Raw genomic sequence first — 16,585 nt, 5'->3', positions numbered from 1 at the left:
AAGGCAAAAGGCAAAAAGCAAACCCCTCTATGCCTCCCCTCTCGAGGGAGGAGAGCAAAAGTGTTTAATTAATTTCCCCCTAATCCCCTAATTTCCTCCTCATCATTACCCAAAAAAACCTTTTAAGATAAAATACGAATACTTGTTCATATATTAATCTATTGTCATGGGAAAACATTGTTGCACAGAAAGTAATAGCAGTCATAATCATCGCCATGAAAGAGAAGATGTAAATCTAAAAAAAGAGGTTATATCTGTTATTGTTGTCAGTGTTTTATTTATTTTTGGTTTTGGTTTTGAGAATCAATTACATAACACTATTTATTCTTTCGGAGAATATTTAGTTTTTATACCGGCTTATCTTCTTGCGGGTTGGAATGTTTTGATGAGTGCGGGGAAAAATATTGTTAAAGGTAAATTTTTTGATGAAAACTTTTTAATGACTGTTGCAACTTTAGGGGCGTTTGCTATTCATAAACTCCCTGAAGCAGTAGCAGTGATGCTATTTTTCAAAATTGGTGAATTATTCCAAGAATTGGCGGTAAATCGTTCCCGCAAATCCATTAAATCCTTACTGGAAATTCGTCCTGATTATGCTAATCTTCAAGATGAGGATGGTATAAAAAAAGTTAATCCTGAACAGGTCAATATAGGCGATTTCATTGTTGTTAAACCGGGAGAAAAAATACCTTTAGATGGAGAAATATTAGAAGGTGATTCTCAGGTAGATACATCGGCTTTAACAGGAGAATCTGTACCCCGCATGGTGAGGAAGGGAGAAACAGTATTAGCAGGAATGATAAATCAAACAGGGGTGTTAACTCTTAAAGTAATTAAACTTTTTGCAGAATCTTCCATTACTCGAATTTTAGATTTAGTGGAAAATGCTAGTAGTAAAAAAGCTTCTACACAAAAATTTATGAGTAAATTCGCTCAATATTATACCCCGATTGTTGTTTTTACTTCTTTAGCTGTTGCTTTGATACCACCGTTATTGATAGCTAATGCTAGTCATGGCGAATGGGTTTACCGTGCTTTAGTATTATTAGTCATTTCTTGTCCCTGTGGATTAGTGATTAGTATTCCTTTGGGTTATTTTGGGGGAGTTGGCAGAGCGGCAAAAAAAGGAATTTTGGTAAAAGGGGCAACTTATCTCGATTCTTTGTTACAGGTGAAAACCATAGTTTTTGATAAAACTGGTACTTTGACAAAAGGGGTATTTCAGGTAATGGATATAGTTCCTTATAATGATTTTACAAAAGAAGAATTATTAGCTTTTGCTGTGGGAGTAGAAACCTATTCTTCCCATCCCATTGCTGAATCTATCCGTCAAGCCTATGAGGGAGAAATTGACGATTCTATTATCGATAATTATCAGGAATTAGCGGGTTATGGTGTCTCTGCTATCATTGACGGAAAACGAGTAATTGCAGGGAATGATAAACTATTGCATCAAGAAAATATCTCTCATGATACTTGCAATGTTACTGGTACTGTAGTCCATTTAGCGGTAAATAATAATTATGCAGGTTACATTTTGATTGCCGATCAAATTAAAGAAGATGCCACATTTGCTATTTCTCGTTTGAAAGAGTTAGGAATAGAAAAAACCGTGATGTTAACTGGAGATAATAAAGTTATTGCTTCAGAAATTGCCAAAAAGCTAGGGCTAGATTCTTATCAAGCGGAATTGTTACCAGAAGATAAAGTTACAGCTTTAGAAAATCTTATTCATCAAAGTAAAGAAAAAGAAAAAGTTGCGGTGGTGGGAGATGGTATTAATGATGCTCCCATTATTGCAAGGGCAGATGTGGGTATGGCAATGGGAGGTTTAGGTTCAGATGCTGCGATCGAAACTGCTGATATAGTAATTATGACTGATGCTCCTTCTAAAGTACCAGAAGCGATCGAAGTTGCAAGAAAAACTCATCATATTGTTTGGCAAAATATTGTATTTGCTCTAGCTGTAAAGGGCTTATTCATTATTTTAGGGACTTTTGGGGTAGCAAGTCTTTGGGAAGCTGTCTTTGCCGATGTAGGAGTCGCTCTGGTTGCTATTTTTAATGCCACTAGAATCATTAATCAATGACCTTAGTTTTTATTCTGTCCTTATTAAACAATAAATAAAACTTATCTAAACCTAAGAAAACTTCTATTTATATTATATTGCTATAAATAAAAAATATTATTAGACTGATAATAGTTAAGTAAAGCTAATTAATCAGAAAAAAAGATGTTGAACTTTAATTTATTAATTTTGATGCGATCGCCTTTTAATTTTATCAAAGAAAGATTAGAAAATTTAGAAATTAGCACCAAAGAAACCGCCGAAAAAATAGTTAACTTAATTCCGAATACCTGCCCTTTTGCCAGAGAAATTAGGCTTTTTAACCGTTCAATCTTTAAAATTCCGCCTTTGTGTAAACTAAATCCTTTTTATGAAGATTTAATGATGTTACGTTTTAGGGCATTATCTTTTCTGTGTGAAATAGGAGAAGATATAACCCCTTATTGTCAATAAAATTCCTTTTTTTCTTTTATCGATGTTTATTGTCGATTAATCGGTTTCAACTCCTTATTTTTTAATACTTTTTTCCTTGAACTCAGGTTAATTAACTTTGTTAAAATTAGGCATTAAATGTATTTTTTAATATTGAGCAAATAAGATAGTGACCAATAATAATAGTTATCAAGATTTATATAATTTACAAAGATTTGTTGATGCACAGGAAAAAGTATATAAAACTGTTATCGATGAATTAAAAAATGCAAAAAAAAGCTCCCATTGGATGTGGTTTATTTTTCCTCAAATTAATGGTTTAGGTAAAACTTCAACTTCTATTTTCTATAGTATTAAAAGTATTCAAGAAGCAAAACAATATATCAATCATGATTTACTTGGGAAAAGACTAAAAGAGTGTGTAACAATATTGCTCACTATAGAAGAAACCTCCTCAGAAAAAATCTTTGGTTTTCCTGACTGTATGAAATTAAAATCTTCTCTGACTTTATTCTCCGAAATATCCGATAGTGATTCTATTTTTTATCAAGGGTTAAATAAATTTTTTCGAGGTAGTAAAGATGAGAAAACTTTGCAAATATTATCTACATTAGAACGGTAAAAGATTAGACACACTAATTAATTTTGTGAGGGCAAGATAATTTTGCCCTGACTTTGAAAAAACCCTGTTTGGTACTGCTATATATTGAAGAATCCTATCTTGTAGAAGGATATGGATTCTGAACTGCAATTACTTGCAATTCCCTCCACTATACACGAGGGTTGCTAGGCTGACTGGTACTTACCTTACTAGGTCATACATCCATCTAGGAAACCTAGACACCATGCCAATTCATGGTTAGCCGTGACTTTCGAGGGGACCCCCCGTAGATACCCGTTAACGGTATACTTTGATTTTACCAAATAGGAATTGCTACTGCAATATTTTTTTGTTGGATCGGGTAAGGTTTGAGAGTCACCTCTCTCCCCTCCCCTAAGAACCGTGCGTGACTGTTACCAATCACACGGCTCAAGCCTTACTTCAAGCCTTTGACTTGGATTTTGAATGTACCTGTTTATGACAAGCCTTGTGTAAATGTACAAGATTATCAGTGGAGTCTTCACCACCATACTTAACGGGTACGATATGATGGGTTTCTATTTGTTCTCCGTTGAACAAGTTTTCACCACATACAGGACATTTCCATTCCTGATTTTCAGCTATTAGGTAGTATTTACTACCTTTTGCCCAATAGTTTTTACCCTGTTTAAGTTTGCGGTTATTCCAATATTCACGGAGTAAGGAATCATCTGGACTGGCATTGCCCTTAACTTTGATGTGTCTGATTATAGGTGTACTAGCAATGTTGTAAAGAATAAGATTTAATTCTTTTCCTTTTCTACTAATACCCTTACACATAAAAGTCCAGTGATTTTCCTTATGTGTTTGAAAGTATCTGTTTCTAACCCATTTTTTTGATTTATTGGGATGCCTACGTCTTGCCCAATGCCAGAGATATTTCCATACACGATAATTGATGTATGAGAAGGTTTCTTTGCTTGTAGTACCTCTATAGTAGTTAGCAAAACCTCTGAGAAGTGGATTTAATTTTTTGATAACTTCTTCTTGAGTCTGTGCTTTCATTTGAGATAGTGTTTTACCTATCTTTTTGCAAAAGGCAAGGACTTTCTCTTTCTGAGGTTTAATCAATAACTTGCCTTCATATTGGCGAAGGTTGAACCCTAAAAAGTCGAATCCGTCATTTATATGAACTATCCGTGTCTTCTCAGCACTGATTTCAAGTCCTCTTTCTGATAACCATTGCTTTATCTGGATAAGCACTTTTTCCAAAGATTCTTTATCTTTTGCAGTGACGACAAAATCATCTGCATACCTGATGATGCCTAGCTTTGGGTTACATTGTTTGATATATTCCTCTAACCCGTGCAATCCAATGTTTGCTAACAACGGACTTATAACACCACCTTGAGGTGTGCCTGTCTCGGTAGGGTTGTGGACACCACTATCGATAAATCCTGCTTTTAACCATCCTTTGATTAGTTCCCTTTTCGGGTGACTATCAATCATTTTTAGGATAGATTCATGGGCAATGTTGTCAAAAAATCCTTTAATATCAGCATCTAAAACCCAAGTGTCTGATTCAAATTTACCATATTGGTTCTTTCCACAACGTAGTCTGATGAAACATTGTTCGATGGCATCATGACAACTTCTTCCGCATCTAAAACCGAACGAATTTGGTTCAAATACGGCTTCCCATTCGGGTTCTAGTGAATTTTTGACTATTGCCTGTGCAACTCTATCTCTCACAGTTGGGATTCCGAGAGGACGTTTCTTGCCGTTAGACTTGGGTATATAAACCCGTTTTGTGGGTACTGCTTTTGGCATTTCCCATTCATTGACAAGTTTTACTCGCTGTGCAGGGGTGTTTATCACCTCCTTGTCTATCCCTGCTGTTCGCTTTCCGTCATTGACTTGAGTAATTTGTCTAACACTCAGCAATAGGTTTGATAGGCTTCTTATTAACAGTTTCTGCAATCTTCTTAATAGCTTCCACTGACCAAGTTTTCTGGCACGGAAGATTCGGCAACGCAAGTTCTTAACAACTTTATAGGCTTTTTGCCAGTTGACCTGACTCCAGTCCTCTAGTTGTCCATTGTCTCCATTTATCAAAATTGCTTTTGACATCTAACTTTTAACTCCGTTTAGAATTTTGTTTTCGTCTCTGTCCGTATAAGACCCAGAGGAAGTCTGCTATTGCTTTCGCTTCAAGGGCAAATTTTGAACCCTTATCTCGACCATTACAGTCGAGCATTCGCTTTTTCCTCCATCTTCTGCCCTCCAGAGAGTTCCATCTTTGTTGCCTCAGACCTACTCTTACGAGACTCTGTAGGGTTTACCCTGTTGTACCATTTGAAGTTTTGATGTGATTAGGATGGTTAGCTCTTCTGCGGTAGGAGTTCGATTCTACAAATAAACATTGCGACAAGATTTATTTCACCTACTTACCTTTTTGGTTCAAGCCTAACAGGGATAATTTGGCTTGTTGATGAATGACGCAGTTTATTAACTAACTTAGACTATGTTCATCCTCCTAACATCTCCCTCTTGCTCCTTACCGCTTAATCCCTAGCAGTATCGGCTACTTTCAGGGTCTGCATTCCAACTGTTTCGTTACCTACTCGGTTGTGACCACACTCTTTACGAGAGTGCTTTCTGTGAGGGCTAGTGGTAGAATACACTAGGGTACAAGGTTGTACCAATTCAAATGACCAGTTCAGGTCGCACGTCACAATTCATCCCTACCTTAAAGAAGGATAAGGTATTCTTGCTCCCATTTAGATAAAATAAACTCAAACCTATAAAATATAGGTCTAATCAAAAAAGAAATAAAATACAGTTTATTAATATGATTAATTATAAAATAGTCCAAGAAGAATTAGGAAATATTAAGCAAATTACGGAAGAAGAAAAAATAAAAAAACTCTCTCAAGATTACTATTATTTTAGTCCAATATTGTCAGAAAAATTAGCTGATAAAACAGGAGATTTAGTCCTACAACCAACTAGCGAAGACGAAATTCTGCACATTGCCAAAATTTGTGTCAAGCATCAAATTCCAATTACTATTAGAGGGGCAGGCACAGGCAATTATGGTCAGTGTATCCCTCTCAATGGGGGAATTATACTAGACATGACAGAAATGAATAAAATTCAGTGGATAAAGTCTGGTATTGCCCGTGTTGAAGCGGGAGTAAAAATGAGTATTTTGGAAAGGGAAGCTAATAAGCAAGGATGGGAATTGAGAATGATTCCTTCTACCTATAAAATTGCTACTTTAGGGGGATTTATTGGCGGTGGTAGTGGTGGAATTGGTTCAATTAATTATGGTCAATTAAGAGATAGGGGAAATGTGCATAAAGTTAAAGTTGTTACTTTAGAAAAAGAACCAAGAATTATTGAATTAATAGGAGATGAAACTCAACAAATTAATCATGCTTACGGTACAAATGGTATTATTACGGAAATAGAAATTCCTCTTGCTCCTGCCTATAATTGGTCAGATTTTATTGTAGTTTTTGATGATTTTATGAACGCTGTAAAATTTGGTCAAGTCTTATCTGATAGTGATGGAATTATTAAAAAATTAGTTAGTATTCACGCTTACCCTATTCCTAACTATTTTCTTGCTCTTAAACCTTATTTACCCCAAGGAAAAAGTTGTGCTTTTTTAACTATTGCTGATAATTCTTTTTTACCTTTACAAGAATTAGTAAAAGAATTTAGAGGGGAAATAACTTATAATCCTCAAGATAAACAAGAAAAACCTTTACAGCTTATTGAATTTACTTGGAATCACACCACATTTCATGCTAGAAATATTGACCCAAATTTGACATATTTACAAACTTTCTTTTGGAATTTAGAGCAAGTAGAGAAAATGTACAAACACTTTGGGGATGAAGTGATGATTCATTTGGAATTTTTAAGGGTAGGAGGAAAAGCAATTCCTGCAGGATTACAGTTAGTTAAATTCACTTCAGAAAAACGACTTAATGAGATTATTAAATATCATGAAGATAATGGAGCAAATATTGCCAATCCACACACTTATATTTTAGAAGATGGAGGCAGAAAAAAAGTAGAACCTGAACAACTTAAGTTTAAGCGAATGGTTGATCCTTTTGGCTTAATGAATCAGGGTAAAATGAGAGCATGGAATCAATAACTAAGTCAACTAAATTTTTAAGTTATTAATTATGATTTACTAAAAAAATTAACTATTTCTTGAGCTATAAATTCTGTCCCATTTTTGTCTAATTTATTATTAGTTAAAGGTGCGATCGCATCTTGTTTTAAGAAATCCCAATTGCCCTCAAAAAAATCAGCATAATTAACAATGCGATGATAGCCATAGTTACGTAAACCATCAAGGAGAATTTGAGCTTCTGCAAAACCATCACGAGTAATACTAATTACAGGCACATCAAGACGTAAACTTTCTGCAAAAGTGCTATAACCCGGTTTAGAAACAACTTTTCCGCATACAGGCATAAAATCCACAGGGCGTAAACTATGGCCATCAATTCTTAATAAATTAGGCAAATCAGGGGCATTTTTCGCAAAAGTAATAAATTGCCAATCAGAGAAACTAGCGAGATTTTCGTAAGGAATCGCCTCTAATCCTAATCCTCCAAAAGTTAGTAAAACGGTTTTCTCCTTTGGCTTAATCAACTCAAACTTATCTCTTAAAACTTCACAACTATAACGAGGATTGCCACCTGTTAAACCCACATCTTCAAGCAAGGGAAAACTAGACATATCCTCTGCTAAAGGTAAACGAAATAAACGCTCAACCTTTTCATAACGACTTCTCAGCCAGTGTGTAACTTCTTGAAAATCATCCCCCCAAGCCTGATAGATAAAATCCCAGCCGAAATTGCTCATCATCCAACAAGGAATATCAGCTTTTTGGGCAATAGTAGAAGCCATCGCTGGAATATCAGCTAGAATTAAACCAACCTTATTTAAACGAATAAAATTTACCTCTCCGGCTACAATCTCCGCTTCTTTTTGACAATACTCTTTCATACTTTCCAGAGTTGCCCCCAAATCCATGGTTAAACTATCGGATTGAATAACTCCCACGTCAAACGCCCGTAAACGATGAATAAAATCACCCTCTATATAAGACTCTAACAACCAACGGGGTGCAGTGGTAACGACTACCAGTAAAATATCGGGATTGAGCTTTTGTACTTGTGATGCTACCGTAGCCATGCGCACTGCGTGACCAAAACCATGATTGGTTATTGCTAAATATAGAACAGGTCGAGACATAATAAATAATTAAGAATTAGGCTAAAAAATATTTTAATTGATTTAAGACAAATTTATGTCATTAGTTAATTCAAGTAGTGTTAACAAAAAATCATCTAAAACTTATCTATATTTGCATATTTGGTCATCGAGAGAATCTCAAATTTTTTCCTCATTAAAATATAATTAACTATCTAAGACCTTTATATATTTTGATTAAAGTTTTTTTATACTAAGTAAAGTAATTAATTCTTGTCCAAATTATATTGAAAAAATATTAGATTTTATCATTATTTAAAAATTTTTTATTTGCGCATATGCCAACTCAAACTTTTTTTAATTTACCAGAAGCAAAGCAACAAATAATCATTGAAAAATCTCTTGAACAATTTGCTAATCACAGTTATGAAGCGGTATCTATATCTCGAATCGTGCAAGAAGCAAGAATTGCGAAAGGTAGTTTTTATCAATATTTTGAAGGGAAAGAAGATTTATATTTATACTTAGTTGATATTGGAATTGCTAGACAAAAATCTTTTATTGAAAATGCTGATTTACCACCTATTGAAAATGGTTTTTTTCCTTATTTAAGATCTCTATTAAAAACAAGTCTTGATTTTCAACTAAGTCATCCCCATTTTACACAAATTTTATTTAGATTACCTAATTATGGAGATATTCCTTTCCGTGACGAAGTTTTTCACCGCACAAAAGCTGTTTCTATTGCCTTTATTAAAGAAAAAATTGAATATGCGATCGCACTTGGACAATTACCAAAGTATCTTAATCCTGATATGGTAGCTTTTATGATCGTAACCTTGGGCAATGAATTAAGACAATTTATCCCCAGACATTTAGGAATAAAAGTGGAAAAATTAGTCAAAGAAGATACACCACTAGATGTTAATGCTATTAACCAAACCCTTGATGATTTCGTCAGCACCCTTGAAAAAGGTATCGGTAAAGATTAAGAGGGATTGGGGTGATGAGAGGAGAGGTGGCAGGTATCAGGTTGCAGGTGGCAGGTGTTGGAGAAAGTAATAAGTAACGAGTAATTATCAACTATTCACTATTCACTATTCACTATTTACCTTTGCCCCTTGCCTACCAAACACCAATAATTCACATACTCAAAGTAATAGAGCCTTTAAAACTATTTGATTTAGCTAAGTAAGGCTTTAGTTTCAGACTCTCCAGCTTTATTCAACATTTTCTTGAGCTGATAATTGAAACCGATAATTACAGCAACCTGAGTTAAGAAACTACCCAACAAGGGTAAAAATGAAACCTCCCCTACTGCCACTGCGGGAAAAGGGGAAAATAGCCAAAAATTAGCCAATCCAGAACCACTTGTGATAATAAAACTCCACAATGGAGCAATAATTAAGAAACTAACTACACTCGTAGCAATGAGATTTCTTTTTCTGGTTTTTAACAGTAACAATAGTTGATAAATGGTGGCATAAATTACCATCATCAGCGCCCCAAGAATTAATCCTGTGAGCATCAATACCTTATCTTCACCCCATGAAAAGATGACAATAGCAGGGGTTACATATAAGTTCATTAATAAAATATTAAGTGCGATCGCACCTATAGCAGGACTTTTCTCTCCTAATAATAAATCTTTAACTAAATGTCGATGGTTAGAATTTTCGTACCGAAAACGACTCCAATCAAGTAAAGTTTGTCGTTGAGGAGTTAAAGCAAGAGTTATCAATAAAAGATAAAAGAAATTAATAATCAGAAAAACGATTAATTTATCCTTAAAATCAGAACCTGAAAGACTGTTTTCCTGTAATGTAAAACCAAGGTTGAAGACAATAAAACAAGCGGAAATTAAATAACTATGATATTTAGAAATCGCTACCTCATGGGGATTATGAAAACGACGTTTAACCCCCTGCCATAACCAGAAAGTCCAAACACCATAATTGGCGATAATTAAAGCAAAACCAGTCCAACTATTTTGCCACCAAAAATTACCATACCAATTAAGATTACTTAATCCTTCTATAGATAAATAGCCAATGGTATTAGGAGAGAGAAAAGTTGCTTTGACTAAATAAGCTAAAAACATACCGGGATAAAATAGTGCAAACCAATCAAAAGAAGTTGCACTCCAACGATAAGCCTCCAAAGAAACCCCCATATTAGTTAAACAGAAAAAGAAAATAGCTAAACTACCTAGCCATGCCTGAAAACCACCTAAACCATTAGAGATTAAACTAAACAATAAACTAGCTGTATAAAAGAATAAACAACTAGCCCCCAACACTAGATAAAAACCGAAAATTAAAACAGGGGGAATATTTGCTTTCAAACCTGCGAAAAAATGTAGAGGAAGAGCTAAAGCACCAAAAAGATAAACTAAAATAGGTACACCAAGCATTTTACCCCCCATAATCGTCATGGCAGATTGGGGAGTTAAACGAAGAAAATTAAGAGTATTTCGAGTATTTTCTTTAGAAATATCAGTGATTAACATATAACTACCAACTACTAACAGAATAAAAATACCCATAATGCTCATGGTAGTAAATAAATCTAACCACCATAATTCTTTCAGAGCCATGATATTACCTAATAAATCTTCTTGACACACTCCTAAATTGGAATAAGAATCGGCGGGAGTGGAAGTGCAATAACGGTTACTGTATCGATGTTCTAACGTAGGTAATAAATTATTTAAGTAAAGATATAGTAATACTTGACCAATAATTGACGCTAAAGAAACGATGACAACATTTTTGGGTTTTAACTTACCTTTTACTTCTCGAAATAATTGGGGATTTCTTGCACCTATAAACTCGATAACATGGGGATAAAATTGCCTAAACATACTCCCTATCTCTCCTTATTTATTTACTCAATGAATTATTCTTTTCTCATAATAACGTTAGTTATGGTTGTTAAGTTCCTAAATTTAACGTCAAAGAGTGAAGGGAAAGGGGCAAGGGGCAAAGGAAAAATTAAGAATTAAGAATTAAGAATTAAAAACCTCTAACTCCTGTACGGGCGAATGGCCATTCGCCCCTACTTTCTCCTCATCCCCCCATCCCCCTATCCCTGACACCTGCAACCTGCAACCTGACACCTGATACCTACCACCTCTCCCCTCATTCCCTCATCACCCCAACACCCTAAACCTAAGCTCCAAGTTAGACAAGAGGTCCTAAACCAACTTTGGGAGCGTAAATGGCTCGATCGCCCAATTCATGCTCAATGCGCAATAATCTATTATATTTAGCCACTCTCTCACTACGGCACAAAGAACCTGTTTTAATCTGCCCTGCACGGGTAGCAACAGCTAAATCAGCAATAGTAGTATCTTCTGTTTCTCCAGAGCGATGACTAATTACAGAAGTGTATCCCTTGCGGGTAGCTAAATCTATAGTGCGTAAAGTTTCGGTTAAAGTACCAATTTGATTTAATTTGATTAAAATGGAATTTGCAACTCCTAAATCGATACCTTTTTGCAAACGGGTAGGATTAGTTACGAATAAGTCATCTCCCACTAATTGAATTTTTGAACCTAATTTTTCGGTCAAAATTTTCCAGTTATCCCAATCTTCTTCTTGTAAACCGTCTTCAATGGAAATAATTGGATATTTACTTACTAATTCTTCTAAATATGCGATAAACTCACTGGGAGAATGGGCAGAACCATCATAGACATATTGTCCATCTTTGTAAAATTCACTTGCCGCTACATCCATCGCTAAAGCTACATCTGTGCCAGGTTTGTAACCAGCAGATTCGATCGCAGCTACTAACAAATCGAGAGCTTCTTGGTTAGAACCCAAATTAGGAGCATAACCGCCTTCGTCACCCACACCAGTTAGTAAGTTTTTATCTTTTAAGACTTTACTCAAACAACCAAAAATTTCAGCACCCCATCTTAAAGCCTCAGAAAAAGACTCTGCCCCAACAGGCATAATCATAAATTCCTGAAAATCCACGTTATTATTGGCATGAGAACCACCATTTAAAACGTTCATCATTGGCACAGGTAAAACATTAGCCAGAGGACCTCCTAAATAACGATATAAAGGAATGCCCAACTCAGCGGCCGCCGCTTTTGCATTAGCCAAAGAAACCGCTAAGATTGCGTTTGCCCCTAAATTTTTCTTATTTGTTGAACCATCTCTATCAATCATTGCTGTATCCACAGCAACTTGATCAAAAGCATCTAAACTTAACAGTACAGGGGTAATTTTTTCAATGATGTTATCTACTGCTTTTAAAACTCCTTTACCTTCGTAACGACGAGAATCCCCGTCGCGCAATTCATGGGCTTCAAATGTGCCAGTAGAAGCACCACTAGGAACTTGAGCAATACCCACAGCACCGCTTTCTAAACGCACTTCAGCTTCTACAGTAGGTTTTCCTCGAGAATCTAAAATTTCTCTAGCGGTAATATCTTCAATTAACATGGACTCTTGTTCTAACATAAATCAACTCTATTTAATTTCTTGTCTATTGTTCAACAAAATCTAAACCAATAATACTCCTAGAACTGTCAAAAATAATGACAATTTGCTCATCAGCACGATTAAATTGCAAATCCATCACAACTATATCTGTACTATCAATGCTTGAACCTAATCTCACTCGCATATCTTTAATACCTTTGAAATCGCCATTTTGAGCGATAATTTGATTCCACTCAGTTTCTATTTGTGTGGAAAAAATACTTTCCTTGAGGAAAGGATGAAGAAACCCTCTTGCTTCGCTGTAATTTCCTTCCGCTATATCTTCCACAAATCGTTGAGCGATAGTTTCAATATTTTCAATGTTAGGAAAGTCAACCCCTACAACTTCTTGGCTATCATTAAAAATAACGATCCAATCTTCAGTCACATTTTCAAATTCTAGGGTAACGAAAACTAAATCACTGCCGGGGGTTTCAATAACTTGAGTTTGTTTTCTGGCTTTAAACTTACCATTCTTGGTATTAACTCTATTCCATAAACGCTCCATTCTTTCTTGAGATAAATCATCTCTTAATTCTGGGGTTGCATAAGGAGTTATTTTTTCAAAATCCTGAGCAAAAAAAAGTTCAATCATTGTTTCCGCTTTTTCTTTGAGGATTGCGGATGTATCTTGAGTGTTTGACTGTGCGGTAAGGAAAGGTAAATGTAACTTTTGAGCATAGCCAGAGGTTTGATAACTAAATCCTCCTAATAAAACGGATAAAGTACCAACAGCGATAAAACGACTAATTTTCATGAAAATTAAATAACTAAATCTGAGTAGGTTAATACTAAAAATAATCGTTAGCCTAGTCTTTAATTAGACTACTGCTTAATCTTATACCATTAGAATTACCATTTCTCTTTAAGTAGTTAGACAAAATGGATTGTAAGTTTTGACTTTGTCTGCTTTTAATTTTTGTTTAGGTCATGGGAATTATCTTGATCTATAGTCATTAATCATTGATAATTGATCAAGAATCAGATCAAAGCATACATCGTAATTATATTGTCAATACAATGATAAAAACCGATATTAAACCTAATATAGATAGCCCTTTTAACTTAAAAGTTTATTTACAAGAAAAGAAAGAAATTGTTGAGAAGGCACTAGATGACTCTTTGCCCATAGAAAAGCCTGAGAAAATTTATGAGGCAATGCGCTATTCTTTGTTAGCTGGGGGAAAAAGATTACGCCCTATTTTGTGTTTAGCGGTAGCTGAATTGTTAGGACAAACTGAGGATGTGGCTATGCCTACGGCTTGTGCTTTAGAGATGATTCATACTATGTCATTGATTCATGACGATTTACCTGCGATGGATAATGACGATTATCGTCGGGGAAGATTGACAAATCATAAAGTTTATGGTGAAGATATTGCAATTTTGGCAGGGGATGGTTTATTGGCTTATGCGTTCGAGTTTGTGGCGATCAAAACATCTTGTATTCCATCGGAAAGGATTGTTAAAGTTTTGGCTATTTTAGGTAAAGCAGTTGGAGCTAACGGTTTAGTGGGTGGGCAGGTTTTGGATTTAGAATGTGAGGGAAAAGCGGATGTTACTGCAGATACTTTAAGTTTTATTCATCGTCGTAAAACAGGAGCTTTATTAGAAGCCTGTGTTTCTTCTGGTGCTGTTTTGGCTGGTGCTTCTGAGGATGATTTAGCGAGATTGTCGGTGTATGCCCAAAATATTGGTTTAGCTTTTCAAATTGTTGATGATATTCTTGATGTTACTGCTACTTCTGAGGAGTTGGGTAAGACTGCCGGAAAAGATATTTCTGCTCAAAAAGCTACTTATCCTCGTATCTGGGGTTTGGATACTTCTCGTCAAAAAGCAGAAGAGTTAATCAAAAATGCGATCGCACAGTTAGACATATATGGTGACAAGGCTCAACCACTACGTGCCATTGCTGAGTATATTATTAACCGTAAAAATTAGGAAAAGGAAAAAAATGGAAGTATTAAGGGATATATTTTCTAATAAACTTTTAGTTATCCCCTTATTAGCCTGTTTTTTGGCTCAAATCATCAAAGTTTCTGTGGATACTATTGCTAATCAGAAATTTAGTTTTCGCTATATCGTAAGTACAGGGGGAATGCCTAGCGCTCATTCTGCGTTAGTGGGTGCATTGGCTACAGGCACAGGACAAATTTTAGGTTGGTCATCTCCAGAATTTGCGATCGCAACTATTTTTGCAGTAATCGTTATGTACGATGCGGCAGGAGTTAGACAAGCGGCGGGAAAACAAGCGAGAATTTTAAATCAAATTATGGATGAATTTTTGCGTCATGAGGATTTTAACGAAGAAAGATTAAAAGAATTATTAGGGCATACTCCTTTCCAAGTTTTAGTCGGCTTGTTGTTAGGGATATTAAGTTCTTTATTTTTACTTCCTTTATTCTCTAAATAAATCATATTAAACACAAATATCTAGGCTCTCTTACTGTGAGTATATAAATTATTGGTTAGGAAAAGGTGTCAGGCGGCAGGTGGCAGGTGTCAGGTTAAATAATAAATATTAATTTATAACAATTAATTTTTTGTTATCGTTAATCTCTTAATTTACATAGCTTATAGCAATTATTTTTTGTTAATTTACCATAGCAACTGTAGAAGAACCAATATCTATATCAATTGTATTAAAATAAATAACAATAAATTTTATTTTAAATAAACTATTCTTAATTTATTTCCAATTTCAAACCTGGTAAAAATTTCTGTAAATTTTTGAGAGATTTTTTTTGCCAAGGAATCTGTTCTGAACCCAAAATAATTAATTGTAATTTCTTTTTTTTTCTCAAACTAATTACGAACTTTGATAACATACTAATACCAGAACTGTTTAAAAAATGTAGCTCTTTAAGGTTAATAGTCATATTTTCTGGGTCATTATCTGCTACTGATTCTAGTAAATCTTTGATAGGAGAATATTCTTGAGGACCACTTAAACTTAATTCTCCTTTGAATATAACAGCCCAATTATCAGCGTTAAACTCTACTAAATAATCTTCTCCTTGGATTTTTTTATCTTGCATATTTTCTCTGTTTAATAAATATTTTTTTTATTACTATTAAATATCTTATAACAAAAAATGAGATTATAATTATTGATAATAATTAAGACGGAGAAATTTAAACTTCTATCTGCACCATTGTCGTTACTAGAAAAAAACTATCATGGTTTTGAGAAGACATTTTTTCAAACTTCCAACCTATTTCTGCGTTGTAGTCATTGATAATGGTTAAAATACCCAAACCAGAACACTGATCTTCTTCTAAAGCGTTTTTTTCTAAGTGTTCTATGTATAGGTTTTCTGGGTCATTATTTTGCAATTTATGAATAAAATTCTCTAATTTTTTCTGATTATTGACAGTGACACTATTACTGGCAAAAACGACAGCAATTAAACTACTATTTTGTAGAAAATGAACTCCAAATTTTATTTGGGAATGGGCTTCTTCGTAATTATATTTCATCGCATTTTCTAATAGTTCGTTAGCCACATAAGAAACTGCCGATTTACTCTCATGAATGCGTTTTTGCTCTTCTATTTGGCTATCATCCAAAGGTAAAAAAGTAGTAAAATAATCTGCAATAAAATAAGCAGATAAGCGATTATTTCGCCAACGTTTTTTAAGAGGAACAGAAGTCGGCGTAAAGGTTAATTCTAGGGAATCTTGTTCTGGAGGAAATTTATCAATAAAGTTACCAAAAGTTTGCATCCTATGACCCATTTTAGTTCTATATATTGCGTCTATTTTTAT

General features: G+C 34.7%; 14 protein-coding genes. 7 read left to right on the top strand and 7 right to left on the bottom strand.

The annotated features are described in order from the left end of the window. Window positions 1-166 precede the first annotated feature (166 nt). From CYAN10605_RS06615 to CYAN10605_RS06605, 3 genes are all read left to right on the top strand, one after another. Window positions 167-2,089 carry a heavy metal translocating P-type ATPase gene (locus CYAN10605_RS06615; protein WP_015219166.1) on the top strand — a complete coding sequence of 641 codons (1,923 nt, stop codon included), beginning with the start codon at window positions 167-169 and terminating at the stop codon, window positions 2,087-2,089. Between the two features lie 144 nt (window positions 2,090-2,233). Next, complete coding sequence (locus tag CYAN10605_RS06610) at window positions 2,234-2,521, top strand: Mo-dependent nitrogenase C-terminal domain-containing protein (RefSeq protein WP_015219165.1); 288 nt, start codon at window positions 2,234-2,236, stop codon at window positions 2,519-2,521. 148 nt (window positions 2,522-2,669) lie between these two features. After that, window positions 2,670-3,122: a DUF1810 domain-containing protein gene (locus tag CYAN10605_RS06605; RefSeq protein WP_015219164.1), complete on the top strand. Its 453-nt coding sequence runs from the start codon at window positions 2,670-2,672 to the stop codon at window positions 3,120-3,122. A 420-nt stretch (window positions 3,123-3,542) separates the two neighbouring features. On the opposite strand, the gene ltrA is transcribed toward CYAN10605_RS06605, so the two are convergent. Continuing rightward, entirely contained in the window at window positions 3,543-5,210 is a 1,668-nt protein-coding gene (ltrA, locus tag CYAN10605_RS06600; protein WP_015219163.1) for a group II intron reverse transcriptase/maturase, read from the bottom strand. A gap of 721 nt (window positions 5,211-5,931) precedes the next feature. Between ltrA and CYAN10605_RS06595 the strand changes: the two genes are divergently transcribed. After that, window positions 5,932-7,251, top strand: a complete 1,320-nt coding sequence (locus CYAN10605_RS06595; protein ID WP_015219162.1) for an FAD-binding oxidoreductase — start codon at window positions 5,932-5,934, stop codon at window positions 7,249-7,251. 29 nt (window positions 7,252-7,280) lie between these two features. Here CYAN10605_RS06595 and CYAN10605_RS06590 read toward each other — a convergent pair whose 3' ends face one another. After that, the gene (locus tag CYAN10605_RS06590; RefSeq protein WP_015219161.1) at window positions 7,281-8,363 is read right to left on the bottom strand and encodes a glycosyltransferase family protein; all 1,083 of its coding nucleotides are present in this window, start codon (window positions 8,361-8,363) and stop codon (window positions 7,281-7,283) included. 296 nt (window positions 8,364-8,659) lie between these two features. Here CYAN10605_RS06590 and CYAN10605_RS06585 point away from each other — a divergent pair, with 296 nt between their 5' ends. Beyond that, window positions 8,660-9,313: a TetR/AcrR family transcriptional regulator gene (locus tag CYAN10605_RS06585; protein ID WP_015219160.1), complete on the top strand. Its 654-nt coding sequence runs from the start codon at window positions 8,660-8,662 to the stop codon at window positions 9,311-9,313. Window positions 9,314-9,504: 191 nt separating this feature from the next. On the opposite strand, the gene CYAN10605_RS06580 is transcribed toward CYAN10605_RS06585, so the two are convergent. From CYAN10605_RS06580 to CYAN10605_RS06570, 3 genes are all read right to left on the bottom strand, one after another. Next, complete coding sequence (locus tag CYAN10605_RS06580) at window positions 9,505-11,184, bottom strand: ABC transporter permease family protein (RefSeq protein ID WP_015219159.1); 1,680 nt, start codon at window positions 11,182-11,184, stop codon at window positions 9,505-9,507. Between the two features lie 319 nt (window positions 11,185-11,503). After that, window positions 11,504-12,796, bottom strand: a complete 1,293-nt coding sequence (gene eno / locus CYAN10605_RS06575; RefSeq protein ID WP_015219158.1) for a phosphopyruvate hydratase — start codon at window positions 12,794-12,796, stop codon at window positions 11,504-11,506. 25 nt (window positions 12,797-12,821) lie between these two features. Then, complete coding sequence (locus CYAN10605_RS06570) at window positions 12,822-13,574, bottom strand: DUF3887 domain-containing protein (protein ID WP_015219157.1); 753 nt, start codon at window positions 13,572-13,574, stop codon at window positions 12,822-12,824. Between the two features lie 263 nt (window positions 13,575-13,837). Here CYAN10605_RS06570 and crtE point away from each other — a divergent pair, with 263 nt between their 5' ends. Next, a complete protein-coding gene (crtE, locus tag CYAN10605_RS06565; protein WP_041922439.1) occupies window positions 13,838-14,758 on the top strand; it encodes a geranylgeranyl diphosphate synthase CrtE in 921 nt (306 codons plus the stop codon). A 13-nt stretch (window positions 14,759-14,771) separates the two neighbouring features. Continuing rightward, window positions 14,772-15,230 (top strand): divergent PAP2 family protein, encoded by a 459-nt coding sequence (locus CYAN10605_RS06560; protein WP_015219155.1) that lies wholly within the window; start codon window positions 14,772-14,774, stop codon window positions 15,228-15,230. A 271-nt stretch (window positions 15,231-15,501) separates the two neighbouring features. Here the strand turns inward: CYAN10605_RS06560 and CYAN10605_RS06555 are convergent, their stop codons facing one another. Both CYAN10605_RS06555 and CYAN10605_RS06550 read right to left on the bottom strand, forming a co-directional pair. Then, window positions 15,502-15,855 (bottom strand): slr1659 superfamily regulator, encoded by a 354-nt coding sequence (locus CYAN10605_RS06555; RefSeq protein ID WP_015219154.1) that lies wholly within the window; start codon window positions 15,853-15,855, stop codon window positions 15,502-15,504. A 97-nt stretch (window positions 15,856-15,952) separates the two neighbouring features. Then, on the bottom strand, window positions 15,953-16,555 hold the full coding sequence (locus CYAN10605_RS06550; protein WP_015219153.1) for a slr1658 family protein: 603 nt from the start codon (window positions 16,553-16,555) through the stop codon (window positions 15,953-15,955). Between the last annotated feature and the right edge of the window lie 30 nt (window positions 16,556-16,585).

Source organism: Cyanobacterium aponinum PCC 10605, assembly GCF_000317675.1.
GTDB lineage: Bacteria > Cyanobacteriota > Cyanobacteriia > Cyanobacteriales > Cyanobacteriaceae > PCC-10605.
Note: the sequence above shows the minus strand (reverse complement) of the source record. Positions and strands in the feature narration are given on the sequence as shown.

What these genes read in the sequence shown, in the direction of transcription:
- CYAN10605_RS06610 (WP_015219165.1), top strand. Translation starts at nt 2,234, where the DNA reads ATGTTGAACTTTAATTTATTAATTTTGATGCGATCGCCTTTTAATTTT.
- CYAN10605_RS06585 (WP_015219160.1), top strand. Translation starts at nt 8,660, where the DNA reads ATGCCAACTCAAACTTTTTTTAATTTACCAGAAGCAAAGCAACAAATA.
- CYAN10605_RS06570 (WP_015219157.1), bottom strand. Translation starts at nt 13,574, where the DNA reads ATGAAAATTAGTCGTTTTATCGCTGTTGGTACTTTATCCGTTTTATTA.
- CYAN10605_RS06595 (WP_015219162.1), top strand. Translation starts at nt 5,932, where the DNA reads ATGATTAATTATAAAATAGTCCAAGAAGAATTAGGAAATATTAAGCAA.
- crtE (WP_041922439.1), top strand. Translation starts at nt 13,838, where the DNA reads ATGATAAAAACCGATATTAAACCTAATATAGATAGCCCTTTTAACTTA.
- CYAN10605_RS06580 (WP_015219159.1), bottom strand. Translation starts at nt 11,184, where the DNA reads ATGTTTAGGCAATTTTATCCCCATGTTATCGAGTTTATAGGTGCAAGA.
- CYAN10605_RS06590 (WP_015219161.1), bottom strand. Translation starts at nt 8,363, where the DNA reads ATGTCTCGACCTGTTCTATATTTAGCAATAACCAATCATGGTTTTGGT.
- eno (WP_015219158.1), bottom strand. Translation starts at nt 12,796, where the DNA reads ATGTTAGAACAAGAGTCCATGTTAATTGAAGATATTACCGCTAGAGAA.
- CYAN10605_RS06550 (WP_015219153.1), bottom strand. Translation starts at nt 16,555, where the DNA reads ATGGGTCATAGGATGCAAACTTTTGGTAACTTTATTGATAAATTTCCT.
- CYAN10605_RS06555 (WP_015219154.1), bottom strand. Translation starts at nt 15,855, where the DNA reads ATGCAAGATAAAAAAATCCAAGGAGAAGATTATTTAGTAGAGTTTAAC.
- ltrA (WP_015219163.1), bottom strand. Translation starts at nt 5,210, where the DNA reads ATGTCAAAAGCAATTTTGATAAATGGAGACAATGGACAACTAGAGGAC.
- CYAN10605_RS06615 (WP_015219166.1), top strand. Translation starts at nt 167, where the DNA reads ATGGGAAAACATTGTTGCACAGAAAGTAATAGCAGTCATAATCATCGC.
- CYAN10605_RS06560 (WP_015219155.1), top strand. Translation starts at nt 14,772, where the DNA reads ATGGAAGTATTAAGGGATATATTTTCTAATAAACTTTTAGTTATCCCC.